This window comes from Vibrio sp. CCB-PB317 (assembly GCF_022808245.1).
Lineage (GTDB): Bacteria > Pseudomonadota > Gammaproteobacteria > Enterobacterales > Vibrionaceae > Vibrio > Vibrio diabolicus.
Genome location: NZ_JALGNU010000002.1, coordinates 175934 through 192794, shown reverse-complemented (window position 1 = coordinate 192794; position 16861 = coordinate 175934). Strand labels below are relative to the sequence as shown.

19 protein-coding genes are annotated in these 16861 nt (G+C 45.1%); 9 read left to right on the top strand and 10 right to left on the bottom strand.

The features are described 5' to 3' along the window. Positions 1-3: 3 nt before the first annotated feature. Positions 4-426 (bottom strand): organic hydroperoxide resistance protein, encoded by a 423-nt coding sequence (locus MTR11_RS10070; protein WP_046875669.1) that lies wholly within the window; start codon positions 424-426, stop codon positions 4-6. Positions 427-563: 137 nt separating this feature from the next. Between MTR11_RS10070 and MTR11_RS10065 the strand changes: the two genes are divergently transcribed. The 4 genes from MTR11_RS10065 to MTR11_RS10050 all read left to right on the top strand — a co-directional run bounded on the left by MTR11_RS10065 (position 564) and on the right by MTR11_RS10050 (position 4954). Further along, positions 564-1022, top strand: a complete 459-nt coding sequence (locus MTR11_RS10065; RefSeq protein ID WP_145472412.1) for a MarR family winged helix-turn-helix transcriptional regulator — start codon at positions 564-566, stop codon at positions 1020-1022. A gap of 303 nt (positions 1023-1325) precedes the next feature. Beyond that, on the top strand, positions 1326-1883 hold the full coding sequence (gene ahpC / locus MTR11_RS10060; RefSeq protein WP_005395542.1) for an alkyl hydroperoxide reductase subunit C: 558 nt from the start codon (positions 1326-1328) through the stop codon (positions 1881-1883). A 157-nt stretch (positions 1884-2040) separates the two neighbouring features. Then, on the top strand, positions 2041-3609 hold the full coding sequence (ahpF, locus tag MTR11_RS10055) for an alkyl hydroperoxide reductase subunit F (protein WP_243327432.1): 1569 nt from the start codon (positions 2041-2043) through the stop codon (positions 3607-3609). 925 nt (positions 3610-4534) lie between these two features. Next, the gene (locus tag MTR11_RS10050; protein ID WP_006740863.1) at positions 4535-4954 is read left to right on the top strand and encodes a VOC family protein; all 420 of its coding nucleotides are present in this window, start codon (positions 4535-4537) and stop codon (positions 4952-4954) included. A 77-nt stretch (positions 4955-5031) separates the two neighbouring features. On the opposite strand, the gene MTR11_RS10045 is transcribed toward MTR11_RS10050, so the two are convergent. Both MTR11_RS10045 and MTR11_RS10040 read right to left on the bottom strand, forming a co-directional pair. Next, complete coding sequence (locus tag MTR11_RS10045; protein ID WP_243327431.1) at positions 5032-5571, bottom strand: CAP domain-containing protein; 540 nt, start codon at positions 5569-5571, stop codon at positions 5032-5034. A gap of 127 nt (positions 5572-5698) precedes the next feature. Then, entirely contained in the window at positions 5699-6655 is a 957-nt protein-coding gene (locus MTR11_RS10040; RefSeq protein ID WP_243327430.1) for a LysR family transcriptional regulator, read from the bottom strand. 126 nt (positions 6656-6781) lie between these two features. Here MTR11_RS10040 and MTR11_RS10035 point away from each other — a divergent pair, with 126 nt between their 5' ends. From MTR11_RS10035 to MTR11_RS10025, 3 genes are all read left to right on the top strand, one after another. Further along, on the top strand, positions 6782-7468 hold the full coding sequence (locus tag MTR11_RS10035) for a DJ-1/PfpI family protein (RefSeq protein WP_243327429.1): 687 nt from the start codon (positions 6782-6784) through the stop codon (positions 7466-7468). Between the two features lie 83 nt (positions 7469-7551). Next, a complete protein-coding gene (locus MTR11_RS10030) occupies positions 7552-8037 on the top strand; it encodes a sigma-70 family RNA polymerase sigma factor (RefSeq protein WP_012842407.1) in 486 nt (161 codons plus the stop codon). Positions 8038-8204: 167 nt separating this feature from the next. After that, the gene (locus MTR11_RS10025) at positions 8205-8900 is read left to right on the top strand and encodes a VC0807 family protein (protein ID WP_046875662.1); all 696 of its coding nucleotides are present in this window, start codon (positions 8205-8207) and stop codon (positions 8898-8900) included. A gap of 73 nt (positions 8901-8973) precedes the next feature. Here the strand turns inward: MTR11_RS10025 and MTR11_RS10020 are convergent, their stop codons facing one another. Further along, the gene (locus tag MTR11_RS10020; protein WP_243327428.1) at positions 8974-9966 is read right to left on the bottom strand and encodes a zinc-dependent alcohol dehydrogenase family protein; all 993 of its coding nucleotides are present in this window, start codon (positions 9964-9966) and stop codon (positions 8974-8976) included. Positions 9967-10054: 88 nt separating this feature from the next. Continuing rightward, a complete protein-coding gene (locus MTR11_RS10015) occupies positions 10055-10870 on the bottom strand; it encodes an AraC family transcriptional regulator (RefSeq protein ID WP_181869487.1) in 816 nt (271 codons plus the stop codon). Between the two features lie 111 nt (positions 10871-10981). Here MTR11_RS10015 and MTR11_RS10010 point away from each other — a divergent pair, with 111 nt between their 5' ends. Further along, positions 10982-11674: an MOSC domain-containing protein gene (locus MTR11_RS10010; RefSeq protein ID WP_114322693.1), complete on the top strand. Its 693-nt coding sequence runs from the start codon at positions 10982-10984 to the stop codon at positions 11672-11674. Between the two features lie 51 nt (positions 11675-11725). Here the strand turns inward: MTR11_RS10010 and MTR11_RS10005 are convergent, their stop codons facing one another. The 4 genes from MTR11_RS10005 to MTR11_RS09990 form a co-directional block, all read right to left on the bottom strand. Then, positions 11726-12223: a cupin domain-containing protein gene (locus MTR11_RS10005; RefSeq protein WP_005398244.1), complete on the bottom strand. Its 498-nt coding sequence runs from the start codon at positions 12221-12223 to the stop codon at positions 11726-11728. A gap of 43 nt (positions 12224-12266) precedes the next feature. Further along, entirely contained in the window at positions 12267-12932 is a 666-nt protein-coding gene (locus tag MTR11_RS10000; RefSeq protein WP_243327427.1) for a carboxymuconolactone decarboxylase family protein, read from the bottom strand. A 157-nt stretch (positions 12933-13089) separates the two neighbouring features. After that, complete coding sequence (locus MTR11_RS09995; RefSeq protein WP_225461427.1) at positions 13090-13443, bottom strand: cyclophilin-like fold protein; 354 nt, start codon at positions 13441-13443, stop codon at positions 13090-13092. A 150-nt stretch (positions 13444-13593) separates the two neighbouring features. Then, positions 13594-14043 carry a cupin domain-containing protein gene (locus MTR11_RS09990; protein WP_182033896.1) on the bottom strand — a complete coding sequence of 150 codons (450 nt, stop codon included), beginning with the start codon at positions 14041-14043 and terminating at the stop codon, positions 13594-13596. A 436-nt stretch (positions 14044-14479) separates the two neighbouring features. On the opposite strand from MTR11_RS09990, the gene MTR11_RS09985 reads away from it, so the two are divergent. Continuing rightward, on the top strand, positions 14480-15403 hold the full coding sequence (locus tag MTR11_RS09985; RefSeq protein WP_005392187.1) for an AraC family transcriptional regulator: 924 nt from the start codon (positions 14480-14482) through the stop codon (positions 15401-15403). A gap of 129 nt (positions 15404-15532) precedes the next feature. On the opposite strand, the gene MTR11_RS09980 is transcribed toward MTR11_RS09985, so the two are convergent. After that, entirely contained in the window at positions 15533-16534 is a 1002-nt protein-coding gene (locus MTR11_RS09980; protein ID WP_243327426.1) for an arginine deiminase-related protein, read from the bottom strand. Between the last annotated feature and the right edge of the window lie 327 nt (positions 16535-16861).

The following is a 16861-nucleotide window of genomic DNA, read 5'->3' as shown; positions in this document are numbered from 1 at the left end:
CGATTAGATCGCTTCGCCGTTTACTGTAACAGCAACATCAATATTGCCACGAACGGCGTTTGAGTATGGGCAAACTTGATGTGCGATGCGCGTTAGTTCTAATGCTTGTTCTTGTGGCATATCTAGCTCTACCGCTAAGCTCACTGTTAATACAAAGCCGCCGTTATCGTTCGGACCAATGCCCACTTCCGCTGTTACGGGTGCACTTTTCAGGTTTACTTTACCTTCACGTGCTACGTGCAGAATAGCGTTAGAAAAACATGCTGAATAGCCCGCTGCGAAAAGCTGCTCAGGGTTAGTTGCCGCACCTGTGCCGCCCATTTCCTTCGGGTATGACAGCTCTAGATCGAGAAGACCGTCATCTGTTTTTACTTGACCATTACGACCAGCCAAAGCAGTAGCTTGAGTTTTGTATAGAGTAGTCATGCGAGTGTCCTTCTTAATTTAAGTTGTGCACAATTTAATTGCCTGCAATCTTATATCGAAGTAAAGATCGTTTGCAACTATATTGTGCACAATTTATTTTGTTACTCTCTTTCTCTGTGAGCAGGTAGGCAACGCCAATGAGCCAGTGTTACACCGACAACACCATGACCGACGACGATAAACTCTTACTCGAAAACCAAGTTTGCTTTCCGCTCTATAGTGCAGCAAATGCGGTGATCCGAGCTTACCGCCCTTTGCTGGACGAACTTGATCTGACTTATTCGCAATACTTAGTGATGATGGTGTTGTGGGAGAAAGACGGCGCCAGCGTTAAAGAATTGGGCTCGCAACTGCATTTGGATTCAGGCACGCTCACGCCGCTGCTTAAACGCCTAGAAGCGAAAGGCTATGTAGAGCGTGGTCGTAGTGAAACCGATGAGCGCGTTCGCGTACTCAACCTAACCGAGCAAGGTCGTGACCTCAAAGAGCAAGCCAAGTCAGTGCCAAACGCCATGATGTGTAAAATCACGTTAGAGCTGGATGAAATGATCATGCTGAAGAAGTTGTGCGGCAAGGTGCTCGACAATCTGAACTAAAAAATAAAAGCATCAGCTTCCCCACTTCTTATTAGAAAGAGCCTGCCGAAATGCAGGTTCTTTCGAGCTTAGCCAGACGATCTCTTAAAGGTCATCATCGGTATTCTCTATTACCACTTGGCCTTCCTCTTCAATAAAACCTATCAAAGCAAACTCACTTATATCGGGTTTCCCTATTAAGAAAGATAGGAAATGACTATCAATAGGATAGTTACAAGCGATTTTCCTTAAACACGTTCCAATGCGAATATACTTTCCGAAAGCAAGAACTGCTCACCCTAAAACATTCTGAGGAAAGTAAAAATGATTAATACAAAGATCAAACCATTTGCAGCTACAGCATACAAAAACGGCGAATTCGTTGAAGTAACAGAACAAGATGTTCTAGGCAAATGGGCTGTATTCTTCTTCTACCCAGCAGACTTCACATTCGTATGTCCGACAGAACTAGGTGACCTAGCAGACCACTACGAAGAGCTACAAAAACGCGGCGTTGAAGTGTACTCAGTATCAACAGACACACACTTCACTCACAAAGCTTGGCACGATAGCTCAGAAACAATCGGCAAGATCCAGTACTACATGCTTGGCGACCAAACAGGCAACATCACAAACAACTTCGGTGTGATGCGTGAAGGTCAAGGTCTTGCAGACCGTGCAACGTTCCTAATCGACCCAGAAGGTACTATCCAAGCAATGGAAATCACTGCTGAAGGTATCGGTCGTGACGCAGAAGACCTACTACGCAAAGTAAAAGCAGCTCAGTACGTAGCAGCACACCCAGGTGAAGTTTGCCCAGCGAAATGGAAAGAAGGCGAAGAGACGCTAGCTCCTTCTCTAGACCTAGTAGGCAAAATCTAAGCCACTGAATTTAAGCTCAATTTGACATGCTAATTGACGCTTAACTTAGAGAGCATTCCAGGTTAGATACCTTGACGACCTTCTGCCTGGTTTGCTCTCACCCTACTGATTTTATCCAGAGTAACCACTCTTTTGTTTATTTAAGGTAACAACAACTATGTTAGACCAAGCGATCCAACAACAACTCAAACAATATCTGGCTAATGTAAAAGAAGACGCTCGTCTAGTGGTTAGTCTAGATGAAAGCAAAGCATCGAATGACATTCTGTCTCTGGCGAACCAAATCGCAGAGATGAGCGACTTTATCACCGTTGAACGTGACGACAACGCAAGCGCACGTAAACCAGTGATGACGGTGACCAACCCAGTAAAAGGCACAGCACTTCGCTTTGCTGGCCTACCAATGGGTCACGAATTTACCTCTCTGGTATTGGCATTGCTGCACTCTGGTGGTCACCCAGCCAAACTAGAGCCGGAAGTGATTGAACAAATCGCAGCGCTAGATAAAGAGTTGGAAGTTGAAGTGTTCATTTCACTGTCGTGCCAAAACTGTCCAGACGTCGTTCAAGCGTTCAACATGATGGCGGCAATCAACCCGAAAGTGAAAGCAACCATGATCGACGGTGCACTCTTCCAAGATGAAGTGAAACAGCGCGACATCATGGCCGTACCAAGCGTATTCGTGAACGGAGAGCTATTCGGACAAGGCCGTATGTCTTTGACTGAAATCCTAAACAAAGTAGATGACGGCGCGAACGAGAAAGCCGCCAAAGCACTGAGCGAAAAAGACCCATACGACGTGCTAGTTGTCGGCGGTGGCCCTGGTGGTAGTGCAGCTGCACTATACGCAGCGCGTAAAGGCATTCGCACTGGCGTTGTCGCTAAACGCTTCGGTGGTCAGGTGATGGACACCATGGCAATCGAGAACTTTATCTCGGTAAAACGTACTGAAGGTCCAAAACTGGCGACTGACCTAGCCGAGCACCTAAAAGAATATGACGTAGACGTTGTGACTGAGCAACAAGCGCAAAAACTGATGGGCGCAGCGCACACAGATGATGGCTTGATTCATATCCAACTTGAAAGCGGTGCAACACTGAAAAGTAAGAGTGTCATCCTAAGCCCTGGTGCACGCTGGCGTGAAATGAACGTTCCGGGTGAGCAAGAGTACCGCAACAAAGGCGTCGCGTACTGCCCACACTGTGACGGCCCGTTGTTCAAAGGCAAGAAAACTGCGGTTATCGGTGGTGGTAACTCAGGCATCGAAGCGGCTATCGACCTAGCAGGTATTGTTGAGCACGTAACCGTTCTTGAATTTGCAGACGTACTTCGCGCAGACCAGGTACTTATCGACAAAGCGAACTCACTACCAAACATCGACATCATCACGATGGCGCAAACTACTGAAGTTGTGGGTGACGGTACTCGCGTAACAAGCTTGAAGTACAAAGACCGCAACACAGATGAAATCAAAGAGATTGAACTGTCAGGTATCTTTGTTCAAATCGGTCTAGTACCGAACACAGAATGGCTAAAAGATTCAGAAGTAGCGCTTTCTGAGCGCGGCGAAATTGAAGTTGGTAGCCGTGGTGAAACCAGCCTAGAAGGTGTCTTCGCAGCGGGTGACGCAACGACGGTTCCTTACAAACAGATCATCATTGCGATGGGTGAAGGTGCAAAAGCAAGCTTAGGCGCGTTTGACTACCTAATCCGTAAGCAAGGTTAATCTCCAATTTCTTGAGCACAAAGCGCACGGTGCGGTGTTTTCTTCCCCGGAAAACCAATCGGGGCACCGTGACAGCGATGAGTAACAAGAAATAAAATCAAAAAACCTAAAAGCCCAAAGACTTTGCCAGCAGATATTAACTATTAACTGCTGGCTTTTTTGGTTTTTGGGGAGGGGTGTAAGTACATCCCCCAGCACTCCGTGCTTAAGGTGGCAAGTTCTACAGTCACGGATAATTCAATTCACACCACCAGCATCAAAACGCGCTGCAAATAGATTCTGAATACTCGCTTAGGCTCCTTCAGAATGACGCTGTTCGTGTAGCGCTCTCTTCACGTCATTCCCGCGAACCTAGGTGAGACTGGGAATCTACCCACCGCAAGCTTGAACGAAAGAAATTCATACACATACACGTGACGCATCAACGGTTAGAGGGTTCTGAACATGATCCTCCTCTCAACCTCAAACCACCAACCCCACCTAACCTGCGCTTGTATCAAACTCTAAAGATCTCAGCACTCCGAGCTCACGGTGGCAAGTTCTACAATCGCGGATAATTCAATTCACACCACCAGCATCGAAACGCGCTGCAAATAGACTCTGAATACTCGCTTAGGCTCCTTCAGAATGACACTGTTCGTTTAGCGCTCTCTTCACGTCATTCCCGCGAACCTAGGTGAGACAGGGAATCTACTCACCACAAACTCGCTCGAAAATGATTAGCACGAACAAACAAAAGATGAAAGAGGGTTGCAAGCACCTAACCCAACTCGCAGATTCAAAGTACCACCCCACCGAATCTCTCCATGTATCAAGATCCAAAGATACCAACCCTAAAAAATTTTAAAAAAGCTCTTTACCTCGACTTAACTTGAGGTTTTAGCATGTTCATCGTTGGCTAGGAAATGACAAAAAGGAGCACATCATGATCCAACTAGAACATATTAATTTAGTCGTGAAAAACATCCCTGAAATGCTGAAGTTTTATCAAACTGCATTTCCACATTGGTACGTGCGTGATGAGGGGAAAGGCGAATGGAGTGGCAAGCCAAGAAACTGGCTACATTTTGGCGACGAGTATCAATATATTGCGATGAGTGACCACGGTGAAGGAGAGAACCGCGAGTTGGGCGGCCACCAAGTAGGGCTAGCGCATTTTGCTTATGTGACCAATAACGTCGAAGCCATCATACAAAGACTGACCGATGCAGGTTATCCGATTGCCCAACCTGGGGCTGATGAGCCATATCGCAAGAATGTGTATTTTGTTGACCCGGCAGGTTTTGAGATCGAATTCGTTGAATACCTGACGGATGATCCAAAACTTCGTAACCTGACAAGCTAAAAGAGACGTAAATAATAAAACGCCAGCAGATGGTTACTGCTGGCGTTTTAGTTTATCTATCAGGTTTATTTATCGCATTAGCGCTGTTTGGCAAAAACCTGAGTCCAGTAATACCCGTAGCTTGCCGAGTGATTTTCGACAAGCGACGCGCCCATCTGATCAAAATCCGAACTCATGATATTTAGGCAGTGACCTTCGCTCGATAACCAAGCATTAACGACGGCGTTAATGGAACTTTGCCCTACGGCGACATTCTCACCAATAGCGCTCCAAGCATAGCCCGTTGCGTTGACTCGATCTGACATATTGCTGCCGTCAGAGCCTGTATGACTCATGAAATCGCTGTTCGCCATGTCGCTTGAATGTCGATAAGCGGCGCTTTCCAAATCGTAGCTCCAAGTCAGGGCCCCAACAGGTGGCATGGTGGTTGCGCCACACTGTTGTGTAGTAGAGCGAGCACTGTTGATCGCTGCGAGCATCTGCTCGGCAAATGTGCCTTGTGACGATGTGGAACCTGTGTTTTGAGAGCCGCAGTCTACAGGTGCTGACGACTCCCCGTCGCCGCCACATGCGCTGAGAAGTAGAGCCAAAACTGGCACTAAGATCTTAGTTGGCATTGTCTTTCCTTTATGAGTGACGAAGAGCAAACTGCGCTTGTCGATAATAACGCCCAATAACCTAACAAAAACCCATAAAAGCACCATATGGCTTGGAGTGTTTTAACCAAAGACTCACATGAAGTTTTCAATCTCCTTGGTTCGGTTGGTAAATCGGCAACGTTTCAGCCCACGTATGGAATTGCGTTTCATCCATATCCTGTATCGCTTGGGTGATAAAATCGATGAACACCCTCACTCGAGCAGGCACATATTCCCGGTTGGCATAGAGAAGATACACGCCATTTCCTGCTTGGCGCATACTCGGAAATATCGGCACTAAACGCCCCGCTTTGAGCCAATCTCTCGCGATAAAGTGAGGAATCTGAGTTAACCCTAAGCCTTCTGCGCAAAGCTCTGCCATGGATTCGCCGTCGTTTACAATAAAATTTCTCTCGGGGTTATACTCACTTGCACCGTCTGGTTCTGGCATCCGAATCGGCAACAGTTTCCCCGTTTGTTTAAAACGAAAACGAACCCAAGAATGGTCATTGAATACATCCGGGCCACTCGGAACACCATGCCGCGCTAAGTAATCCTGACTGCCACAAATAATAAAATCGATAGGACTCAGCTGGCGCACAATCAACTGGCTGTCCTGAACGACACCAGATCTAATCGACACATCAATCCCTTGCTCAATAATATCAACGTAGGCGTCATCGTAATGAATATCGATAGTGATGCTGGGGTAGCGGCGACAAAACTCTTTTAATAAAGGGCGAATGTAAAGGCGACCGTAGGAGACTGGCACGTTAATCTTAAGCAGCCCTGAAAGCGCATCATTGTGGCTTTTCAATGAATCCTCACACGCCGTCAGTTCGTCCAGTACAAACCTAGCGGTATTTGCGTATCGACGACCGGCTTCTGTCAGACGGATCTGTCGCGTAGAACGTTGGAAAAGCTGTATTCCCAAGTCGCTTTCAAGACGATGGATAGCCTTACTCACCGCAGAAGGGTCTGTGCCATACGCTTTGGCGGCCGCAGCAAAACTGCCACCTTCTAAAGTGGCAATAAAAAATCGTAGGGACCGTATCTTATCCATAAAACTCGTGCATTCCATTCGTGAACTTTATTCACTTTAGTAAAGACAAAGTGGCTCTTCAATCACCAATCAGCCCAAATATAATGAATCTCAATAACTTGATGCTCTGTTAGCGAGGAAAAAACAATGGGTAAAAATGGATTAAAGAATGCACTACAACTATTGATAGCGACCTTAGTTCTATTCTTTGGGATGCTTCAAACGGCACATGCGGCGGATAAACGCATTGGCATTCTGGTTTATGACGGCGTATTGACCTCTGATGTTACTGCGCCTTTAGAGGTCTTTGGTGTCGCAAGTCGGCTGACTTGGTTTAGTGATTATGAAGTGCTCACTATTTCCGTCTCTGAGCAGAAAACCATCACCACTGAAGAGGGATTAAAAATTGGTGTGGATGCTTGGATTGGCGATCAGCCGGAACTCGACGTGCTGGTTTTAACATCCAGCTACGACATGGATGCGCTAATCGAAAACAAGGATCTCATTCACTTTATTCAAACCACATCAAAGGCGGCAGATTGGATGGCAAGTAATTGCTCTGGTGCGTATCTATTGGCCGAGGCTGGCCTTTTAAACGGTAAGAAAGCGACGACATGGGCAGGAGGTGAAAACGGATTACAAAAAGACTATCCAGCAGTTGATGTACAGATCGACCAGAATTTTGTTGTTGATGAGGGCGTCATCACCTCAAACGGCAGCCTAGTCAGCTATCAGGCCGCCCTTAAATTGCTGCATCTCATGACTTCAGAATCTAAAGCTCAAGAAGTCGCAGACGCCCTTCAATACTCACGTTTTTCTACCCAGCCATTTTAAGCGGGCAAGGACGAAACCGCAGGTAACCTTTGAAGCTTCAGAGGTTACCTGCTGCTCAGCTCTACACTTCTGATCTTAATGCTATGGAAAAACACAAACGATACGAAGCACTGACGAAGGAGCGATACCAAGATATCTATCGTCTCGCATATTGGCTATGCAAAGATCATCACCTTGCTGAAGATTTGGCGCAAGACACCTTCCTGAAAGCGTGGCGATTCTTTGATAACTTAAATGATCCCAATGCCGCGAAGCCTTGGCTCATCACCATTTTGCGTCGTGAGAATGCTCGGCGCTTTGATAAAAAGCAGTACGATTTTGTCGATATTGATGAGTGTGTAATACAGGCAAAAACCTACCCTGGCAGTGACCACGACATGGCACAAGATTGGCTTCAAAAACAAATGATGATTCTCGAACCCAAATACCGAGAGCCATTGGTCTTAAAACTCGTAGTCGGGTTTAATCATAATGAAATTGCTCAAGTATTAGAGCTTAATCACAACACCGTGGCGACTCGATTATTCAGAGCACGCAATCAGATCATTGCGCAGAGGGAGCGCGATTAAGACACAAAAAAGTAGTCAATCATGTCAACTAACTGGCTATGCTCCGGTCTATTTCATAAGTCGTTACACAACTCGGCGCTTTAACGCTTTACATCAAGCGCGACTAGATGAACACTTCTCGTCAAAGTACAATAACAGCCGACATAGAGTAGAGTCAGTAAAACATTATGAGTAACACAACGGCGAAAAAGCCGAATCCCCTATTCGAGATTCTTTTTAACGTATTCATCCCTTCCTTTATCTTGATGAAGTTTAGCGGCGATGAACACCTAGGAACAGCAATGGCGCTGGTTGTCGCTTTGCTATTTCCTATCATTTACGGCGGTATGGACCTTGTCCGGAACAAGAAATTTAACTTTATTTCTGCACTTGGCTTTATCAGTGTTTTATTAACTGGCGGCATTGGCTTGTTAGAGCTCGATACACGTTGGTTAGCCTTGAAAGAAGCCCTGATCCCTGGCCTGATCGGTTTAGCGGTTTTGGGCTCAACGTTTACCCGCTACCCACTGATGCAGAAGTTAGTACTGAATGACACGGTATTGAATTTATCGCTGATTAACGAACGCTTGAAAGAGAACGGTCAATCAGAGGCATTTGAACGTTGTCTAATGTCATCAAACTATCTGTTTGCGAGTACTTTTGCGTTCTCATCCGCGATGAACTACTTCCTTGCGACTTGGATCGTGACCAGTCCTTCGGGCACGGCTGCCTTTAATGAAGAGTTGGGTAAGATGACGCTTTACAGCTACCCGATGATTGCAATTCCAAGCATGTTAATGATGTTCGGTATTTTTTATTACATTTGGCGTCAAGTACGTACGATGACATCGCTCGAAACAGAACAAATTTTCCATTTAAAATAGTCCCATCATTACAAATAACCCATCAAAAAAGGGAGGATTTTATCCTCCCTTTTCTCAACAGACTCACTGTAATTCATAACGTCAAAATGATTTTTCCTGACACTGCCGATGAGCGTTGCTCAACCATTTCAATCGCAGTTTGAAAATCCTCTAGCGGCAGCTCAGACGCTACATTTAACTTTATATCGTTGGCAATAAAGTGGTCTAACATTTCAGCGAATACCGCCTTTCTCACGCTTTTACCTACCGACTCTTCCCAATATCGCAAAAAGAAGGTGCTAAAGTCGATGTTGTTGGTCTTCATCGATTCAAAAAACGCCGGCGTATAAGGCGCCAACGACAACGTTCCGTAGTTGATGTATTGACCGTTTTCTTTCAAGGTACGAATGAGATACGTGCCAGCCTCACCACCTATCGCATCCAAAGCGACCGTTGGTTGTGGCAGTTTGCGCGTTTGCAGTTGCGCGTGTAAGTCTTGCTTCGCGTCCAATACTGGAATCGTATCGTACGGATACTCGTCTGGCTTTGAAGTGACAGCAATCAGTGTAAAACTCAGGGAGTGGGCGAGCTGGGCAAATATCTTACCGATCGCCGAACCCGCCGCATTGATGATCACCACATCCTCTTTGTTCAACTTAGCCACTTTAGTGGTGATCACCCACGCGGTTAACGCGTTGATGTACAACTGGCAGGCATAGCCGTTATCCAAACTCTCAGGTAGCGGAAAAAGATTCTCAGGCGAAGCATCTATGTAGTATTGCCAAGTACCACTCATCGCCACCAACACTTTTTGCCCAACTTGAAGGTCAGTTTGACCAACAGCACTGACTTCCACCACACGCCCAACCGCTTCAAATCCCGGCACGCGAGGTGGTACGTGAACGCGGCGGTATTGCCCAACACCATAAATGGAAAGCAAGTCACTTGGGTTAATGTTTGTAGCTTCGAGCCTCACCCGAATCTTGCCCTGAACAAGCGGTTTGAGGGGCTCTTTTTCCAACGACAGCGACGTTTTGGACTGACCAAAGCAGAATTGATTCACTCGAGTATTTATCGTTGGTGCCATTGTTATTCATACCATGTAGTTGAAATTAAAAAGGGACGTTTCATGGCTTCTTCTCAAAAACATTAAGTGAAGTCGAAGCTCTGTATTTCTACCTGCGCGATGCGCCGTTCACTCTAAACTGTTGTGGCGTCATATCAAAATAGGCTTTAAATGCTTTGATGTAGGATGAGTCGTTTTGATAACCCACTAGGTCTGCAATGGCTTGGATTGGCAACGATTCATCTAACAAAGAAAGCGAGTAAATCAGCCGAATTTGTTGCCGCCAAAGCAGAAATGAAGTGTTGAATTCCTTGGCGAACAACCGTGATAAAGTGCGCTCAGACGCCCCAATTTTCTCCCCCCACTCTTTTAGCGAACAGCTCAACGCGGGCTCGTCAGTCAGTTGCTCGAAAATCAGTTTTAGTCGGCGATCTTGTGGCAGTAATAACTGAAATGTCTGCACGTTGCTTTTCAAAATTTGATCATGCAACACCGCCAGCAAATGCAGCACTTCTTCGTGGCTTGTCTCACCTTCACACTGTCTGCGGATCTCTTGTAAAAGCTCATTTAAAAACGGCGTTAAAGCAATGGTTCTCACTTGTGGCTCGTACGTTGCGCCAAACGCAGGGTTGAGGTAAATGCCAACAAATATCGTATTGCTCAGAGCAATCGACTCGTGTTGAACACCCGCAGGAACAAATAACGCAGAAGTGTGCGGAACCAAATGCTGATAATGCTCCGTTTGCGTTTGCAATAACCCTTTGATAGGAAAGATGATTTGATGCCAAGTGTGTTGATGTAGCGCATCAATGTAACCTTTTGGCATGTCGATGGTTTTCACCAAAACAGGAGAATGGGGATTCGCGGCCATCATTTCATTGGAGGTCATGACGCCTGACTTCGAATCAATTTGGCGAGTTAGCATTGTTGATTGTCTTTTCATCCCTATTCCGACACAAGTTCACTAGGCTATCATGCTCCGCATCGCGAATGAAGGTAAACACTTTATCTCTCATTCAAATAATAAGGAGGTTACATGAAGAAAATCGGCGTCGTAAAAGCTGTGCTAGCAGGGAAAACTGTCCCTTATGCTCATGGAGCGCAAAGCGCAATCAACAAACAAGTGTTGCCCGAGCGCCAGCACGCAACAGAGCTTGGTTTTACCAGTGATGAGCAAGGCGATCCGCGCTTTCATGGTGGGATTCAAAAAGCGCTTCATATTTACCCAAGCGAGCACTACCCAATCTGGCAACAAGAATTAGGCGAAAGAACTATTTTCCAATCCGCTGGCGGCTTTGGCGAAAACATCAGCTCCGAGGGCGTCACCGAATCCACGATTTGCTTGAAAGATAAAATCCGTATCGGCTCAACACTACTTGAAGTGTCGCAAGGTCGCATGCCTTGTTGGAAACTTAACGTACGATTTGACCAACACGACATGGCGAGAAGACTGCAAGATACGCTTCGAACAGGCTGGTATTTCCGAGTATTGGAAGAAGGCGATATCGGTGCAGGTGACGAGATTATTCTGTGTGAAAGACCTTATCCAGAATGGCCATTGGCTCGCATCATGGGCGCGGTTTTCACTGGCTGTTTAGATAGAGAAGAACTCACTAAGCTGTCTGAACTGCCGTTAGTCGAGTCTTGGGGCAAGTTGGTCGAGCGCCGCCTAGAAACTGGCGAAGTCGAGGATTGGGAAATGCGCTTGGTTGGCCCAACAAGACAATAAAAAACGCAGAGTAAAAGCTCTGCGCTCACTATAAAAACGTGGCCTTGGTTATTACTGTCCTGCTGCATACTGACCATCGGTGACCTGCTCTTTCCAGATAACGTTTTCACCGTCTTTTGACGCCGTAACCACTAGGTGAGTCATTGGCGCATTTGGTGTTGCACCGTGCCAATGGTCGATACCAGGAGGACACCAAACACTATCACCAGCAGCAAATCGAATTACATGCCCATCACGCGTTCCTGTAAGTGCGGTACCGGAAGTGACGATCATGTGTTGTCCTGCAGGGTGAGTATGCCAAGCGGTTCGAGCTCCTGCATCAAAAGTGACATAGGCGGCGCTGTAGTTTGCAACTTCGTTTTCAGGAAACAACATCTCGACGTTAACTTTCCCGGTAAATAGGTTTTCAGGTCCTTGAAACGATTTCTGATCAGCAGAGCGATAAACTTGCTGCGAAGATGAGTTACCATCGGCTGCTTGAGCGATTGGAAGCATAAATCCCGTCGACAACAGCACAGACCAAATAAACAATGATGATTTATTTTTCATAAAACGAATTCCTTTCTAATTGATATGATTGGCCAAATAATATTTATTTTTCCAAAACTGTTTTTAGGACCGATTGAGCATTGTTAGACACACTTTCACCACAGCACTCATTTAATACAACAATAAATTCCTCTAACTCTTTAAGAGAAACATTGTTATTCATACTGATATTATAGTGAGCTGCTAATTGGCTATTAACACCGTTCATATTTGCTAATGCTGCAATCGTAGCAATTTCACGCTCTTTCCAAGTGAGCACATCGCGTTCAAAAATATCACCAAACAAATGTGCTTTTAGGTATTCATCAATTTGCGGAGAAAAATCGAATAGCGCGCCTTTTACTTCTGCACCAACAAGTTGTGTTTGGTTTTCAGCGCCAAATTCTAAGCTGGTTTTATCGTTAGGTAACGCGCTTGATTCTCGCCCTAAGATATCGGTAATACCTCGGCTTTTACGTTCCTCCAACACCGTCATAAATGTTGCTAGTCCATTCAAACTGCGCGGAAATCCAGCATACGCGTACAACTGAGCCAGCACTTCTTTTGTCTCGTTGACCGTTAGGCCTGCGTCTAACCCATCATTAAGGCTTTGTGTTAGTTTTTCTATTTCACCACTCGCAGTAAAAGCAGAAATAGGAATAATAGCTCGCTCTTTATCACTGAATATTTCTGATGCTGAAGCGATATTCGTTGTGCATAGTGTTGCCATAGTGAGCACCAATATTAATATTGATTTAACAGATTTGTTTAATGCTTTCATATCAAAATTCCATTATGTAACGGTGTTCTAATCCATAGAAGTTCTAGAAATATATTTATTAGCGTTCTGATTTCTACATTAATAATTCACATTGTTAACTAGGTCATTAATTTACTTTTTCGATCGTGACACGGTTTGTTTCTTTCGAAATAAAGCAATGAATCCCATCATCGATTTGACCTAATTTAATTAACCCAGACGCGTAACCAAAGTCCTTATAAAAGATAACTAAATTTCCCCAAGGGGCGTAATAAGAGATGTCACCCGTTTTTGATTGAGTTCCAGAAGGTGCGCCTTCGCGAGTTAACTTATTCGGTAAGTAAGCAATTTTCTCTGTATTTGCGTAGTCTTGTAGATCTAATGTTAGAGGCAATTGACGAACAAAATCGTCTGTACTCGCACTGCTCTTCAATGTACCTAAAACACTGCAATCATCGAAAATAAAACGAATTTTCACCATATTTTCCTCCAATCCAGCGCTATTAACTTCTGCGTTTACAATGCAGGGGAACATCCAGGCACTACTCACCAAAACGCATCTCACCCACTGATTGAAACGGTACGCTTGTCTCATCGAGATTCCCTTTTCTCACTGAAAACTTAGCTCGGGCTACTTTAGTTGCATGTACTCTTGATCAGAGACTGGTTCGCACCATTCATTACTTGCGCCTTCAGCCGGTATTTCTATTGCAACATGTGAGAACCAACTGTCTTTAGCTGCGCCATGCCAATGCTTAGTACCTGGCGCGATATGCACGACATCGCCAACATTCAACTCTTGTGCTGGTTGGCCAAATTCTTGATACCAACCTCGCCCTCCTGTCGCTAACAGAATCTGCCCACCTTCATGATGAATATGCCAAAAATTGCGACACCCTGGTTCAAACGTTACGTTCGCCACGATAAGACCAGGCTGATTGAGCAACGCCAGATAACTCGTACCGGTAAAGTAATCCGCATACGCTTCATTCTTTTCACCAAACTCGAAAATGCCTCGACCTTGAAATACACTGGCTTGCAGTACGTCAGGGATTTGAGTATTGCTTTTGTTATTCATCATGACTCCAAATAGTGTTCTTGAGTGCTTACAACTCACCAAACCATGGGTTCACTGTATTGCGCTTTGATAGATGGCCGTTAGCCTATTCTTTGCTAATACTTGCCCAATATTCCAAACCAATACAAAAGACAACCATACTTGAGACCGGTTAGAAAAAACGGAATAAAAACTCATCTATACATAAGTATTTGACTATTAAATAATAAAATTCATTACAGACAATTAACCCGCTCAAAAACCAACCAGAAAGATCACTCTCTGATCGCTTAACCTCGAAATAGACACTTGCCCAATATTCTTTACTTAAAGAAATGAACTGTTATAACTATGCTTAATGAAGTCGCTTAATTGACTCCGAAGAGGCGTTAACTACAAAGGCAGAAATCGCATGCCGTTAACCCCGAACCTGAGGCCAACCAGAGGAGAGCACTGACTTATGCAAGAGGTACCGTCAAACACTTCGTCAACCCTGGCCAGTGCAATAGAAAAGCTTGCCAAGCACATAGAGAAATGGGCAAATGGCGCGAACCAATATGACACAGAAATTCCAGGATTAAGGTTCAGTCGCTGGGCAACCCCAACACCACCGACAAGCTACACCCACAACCCAAGTATTTGCTTAATTGCTCAAGGGAGAAAGCGCGTGTTGTTGGGTGAAGATAGCTTTGTTTACGATGCGAACCACTTTTTGATCTCCTCTGTCGACTTGCCAATTATCGCCAATATCATTGAAGCCAGTGAAGATAAACCTTATTTAGGGGTGATTATGGAGCTGGATCTAACTGAAATATCTCAACTTATTGTCGATAGTGAACTGACGTTTAATCAAAGCAAAGAAGCGCAAAAAGGCATAGCGGTTGGAGAATTATCGGAGCCATTACTTGACGCCTTTCTGCGTTTAATAGAGCTGCTGGATGAAGGACAAAGCATCAAAATTTTAGCGCCGATTATTAAACGAGAGATTTTTTATCGACTGTTAATCACCGAACAGGGCGCTCGTCTTAATCAAATCGTAACTGCAGGAAGTCACAGCCATCAAATCGCGAAGGCCATTGATTGGTTGAAGAATAATTTCGTAAAGCCGTTAAGTGTCAGTGAGTTAGCCGCCTACAGTGGCATGAGTAAATCGGCGTTTTATACTCACTTTCGTTCTATGACATCCATGACTCCACTGCAATTTCAAAAGAAATTAAGACTCAGCGAAGCTCGGCGTTTAATGCTGACAGAAAACCTCGATGCCATGGCCACTACGTTCAAAGTGGGTTACGAAAGCCCTTCTCAATTTAGCCGTGAATACAGCCGTTTATTTGGTGCGCCACCATCCAAAGACATCAAGTCTTTGCGCGAGAGTATGGGTTAAGCTCGGAATATCCTAGGAAGAAGCTAGAAAGTGAAACCGTCAGCCTCGTACTGCCTCGAGGCTAACGGTTTTATTATTTGGGAGAGAATGAACGTCACCTGCATGTGCAAGCAAAACTGCACAATATGTTTATAACACCGCTTGTCGACTAGGCAAAAAGACCTCACCCAACATACAGCGAACCGAGCCACCACCAATAGATTCTATGGTAGAAACATCGAATGGCAGCAATTTACCGTGCGTCGCAAGTTGATTTCTTTGTGCAGGAGAGAAAGCATCGTATGCCGATTGCGACATCGCAATGACTTTATCTCCATTGATGGTTTCCAACTGAAGAATGTTGCCGCAGAAGTGGTTCATTTGCTCAATCGAGATAGAGATCACTTGCTTATCTTTGGCGAGTGATTTAATCACAAAACGACGCTCAAATTCTGGGATCACTTCGTCACAAATCACGCAGAACTGCTCACCCACAGCCATCATCACGTTGGTATGGTAAATAGGCGCACCAGATGGCAAACGAGTTTGGAAAGAGATCACTCGTTCATAGCCAATACGATCGGCGTAATCTTCTAAAACCAGACGATCACAACGTTGTGAGAGTGCGGCATAGACCGTTTTATTTAAGTGGTCAAAGACCATCACACCCGTGCTTTCTAAATACGCTTGCTCATCAAGATATTCAGTTAGGCTGCTACGTCGATGAACTTCTCGCCCAGCTTGCGCTAGTGCCGCCACAAGCGCATCGGGACGCACTTCTTTTTGACGGTTTTCACAGGCCATTGGAAAGGTGTACAACGTGCCATCTGGCGTAGTGCTAAACCAGTTGTTTGGAAATACCGCGTCTGGCGTCGAAACATCTGAAGCTGGATAATCAAACTCAACAACTTGAACGCCCTCTTGACGCAGCGTAGCTACCATACTCGCGAACTCGGCCATCACTCTACGCGAGACTTCTTCTTGGCTGAGTGACACTTTATGTTGGAACTCATTATCTTGTGCGGTTTCTTCATTAAAACGAAACTCTTTCGGTGGCACCATCACTACGCAGTTTGCGGTTTGGCGCTGAGCACTTTGCGTGCTTTCTTCTTTCCCATTAGCAAATTGGGTCACTGATTCGTGTAATAGCATCCAATACATTCCTTATCACTAGAATGAGGAGATTGTAAATTTATTGTTAACTTCAGTTTTGCTGTTTTCACAATTAATTTAATTATCTAGAAGTAATTTTCACTGAACTTAACTTATTTCTCCCGAAATTTTATTGTCACTATGCAGGTTTAAGGTTTTATGGCATCGCGATGAACATGCTAAGAATTCATCATAAGAATCAGAACCATAGACAACCACACCCATAACCAACTAGTTACATTTAAAACACAATCGGTTAGACTATTTTTTCGCCCCTCTCGTCAATCCGTCTGCTTTCTCGAGGAGCAGCCAAAAACTCTTATACAC

Coding starts and splice junctions, on each gene's coding strand:
- MTR11_RS09995 (WP_225461427.1), bottom strand. CDS start 13,443: ATGGTGAAAATTCGTTTTATTTTCGATGATTGCAGTGTTTTAGGTACA.
- MTR11_RS09990 (WP_182033896.1), bottom strand. CDS start 14,043: ATGATGAATAACAAAAGCAATACTCAAATCCCTGACGTACTGCAAGCC.
- ahpC (WP_005395542.1), top strand. CDS start 1,326: ATGATTAATACAAAGATCAAACCATTTGCAGCTACAGCATACAAAAAC.
- MTR11_RS10020 (WP_243327428.1), bottom strand. CDS start 9,966: ATGGCACCAACGATAAATACTCGAGTGAATCAATTCTGCTTTGGTCAG.
- MTR11_RS10050 (WP_006740863.1), top strand. CDS start 4,535: ATGATCCAACTAGAACATATTAATTTAGTCGTGAAAAACATCCCTGAA.
- MTR11_RS10010 (WP_114322693.1), top strand. CDS start 10,982: ATGAAGAAAATCGGCGTCGTAAAAGCTGTGCTAGCAGGGAAAACTGTC.
- MTR11_RS09980 (WP_243327426.1), bottom strand. CDS start 16,534: ATGCTATTACACGAATCAGTGACCCAATTTGCTAATGGGAAAGAAGAA.
- MTR11_RS10035 (WP_243327429.1), top strand. CDS start 6,782: ATGGGTAAAAATGGATTAAAGAATGCACTACAACTATTGATAGCGACC.
- ahpF (WP_243327432.1), top strand. CDS start 2,041: ATGTTAGACCAAGCGATCCAACAACAACTCAAACAATATCTGGCTAAT.
- MTR11_RS10025 (WP_046875662.1), top strand. CDS start 8,205: ATGAGTAACACAACGGCGAAAAAGCCGAATCCCCTATTCGAGATTCTT.
- MTR11_RS10030 (WP_012842407.1), top strand. CDS start 7,552: ATGGAAAAACACAAACGATACGAAGCACTGACGAAGGAGCGATACCAA.
- MTR11_RS09985 (WP_005392187.1), top strand. CDS start 14,480: ATGCAAGAGGTACCGTCAAACACTTCGTCAACCCTGGCCAGTGCAATA.
- MTR11_RS10000 (WP_243327427.1), bottom strand. CDS start 12,932: ATGGCAACACTATGCACAACGAATATCGCTTCAGCATCAGAAATATTC.
- MTR11_RS10065 (WP_145472412.1), top strand. CDS start 564: ATGAGCCAGTGTTACACCGACAACACCATGACCGACGACGATAAACTC.
- MTR11_RS10005 (WP_005398244.1), bottom strand. CDS start 12,223: ATGAAAAATAAATCATCATTGTTTATTTGGTCTGTGCTGTTGTCGACG.
- MTR11_RS10015 (WP_181869487.1), bottom strand. CDS start 10,870: ATGCTAACTCGCCAAATTGATTCGAAGTCAGGCGTCATGACCTCCAAT.
- MTR11_RS10040 (WP_243327430.1), bottom strand. CDS start 6,655: ATGGATAAGATACGGTCCCTACGATTTTTTATTGCCACTTTAGAAGGT.
- MTR11_RS10070 (WP_046875669.1), bottom strand. CDS start 426: ATGACTACTCTATACAAAACTCAAGCTACTGCTTTGGCTGGTCGTAAT.
- MTR11_RS10045 (WP_243327431.1), bottom strand. CDS start 5,571: ATGCCAACTAAGATCTTAGTGCCAGTTTTGGCTCTACTTCTCAGCGCA.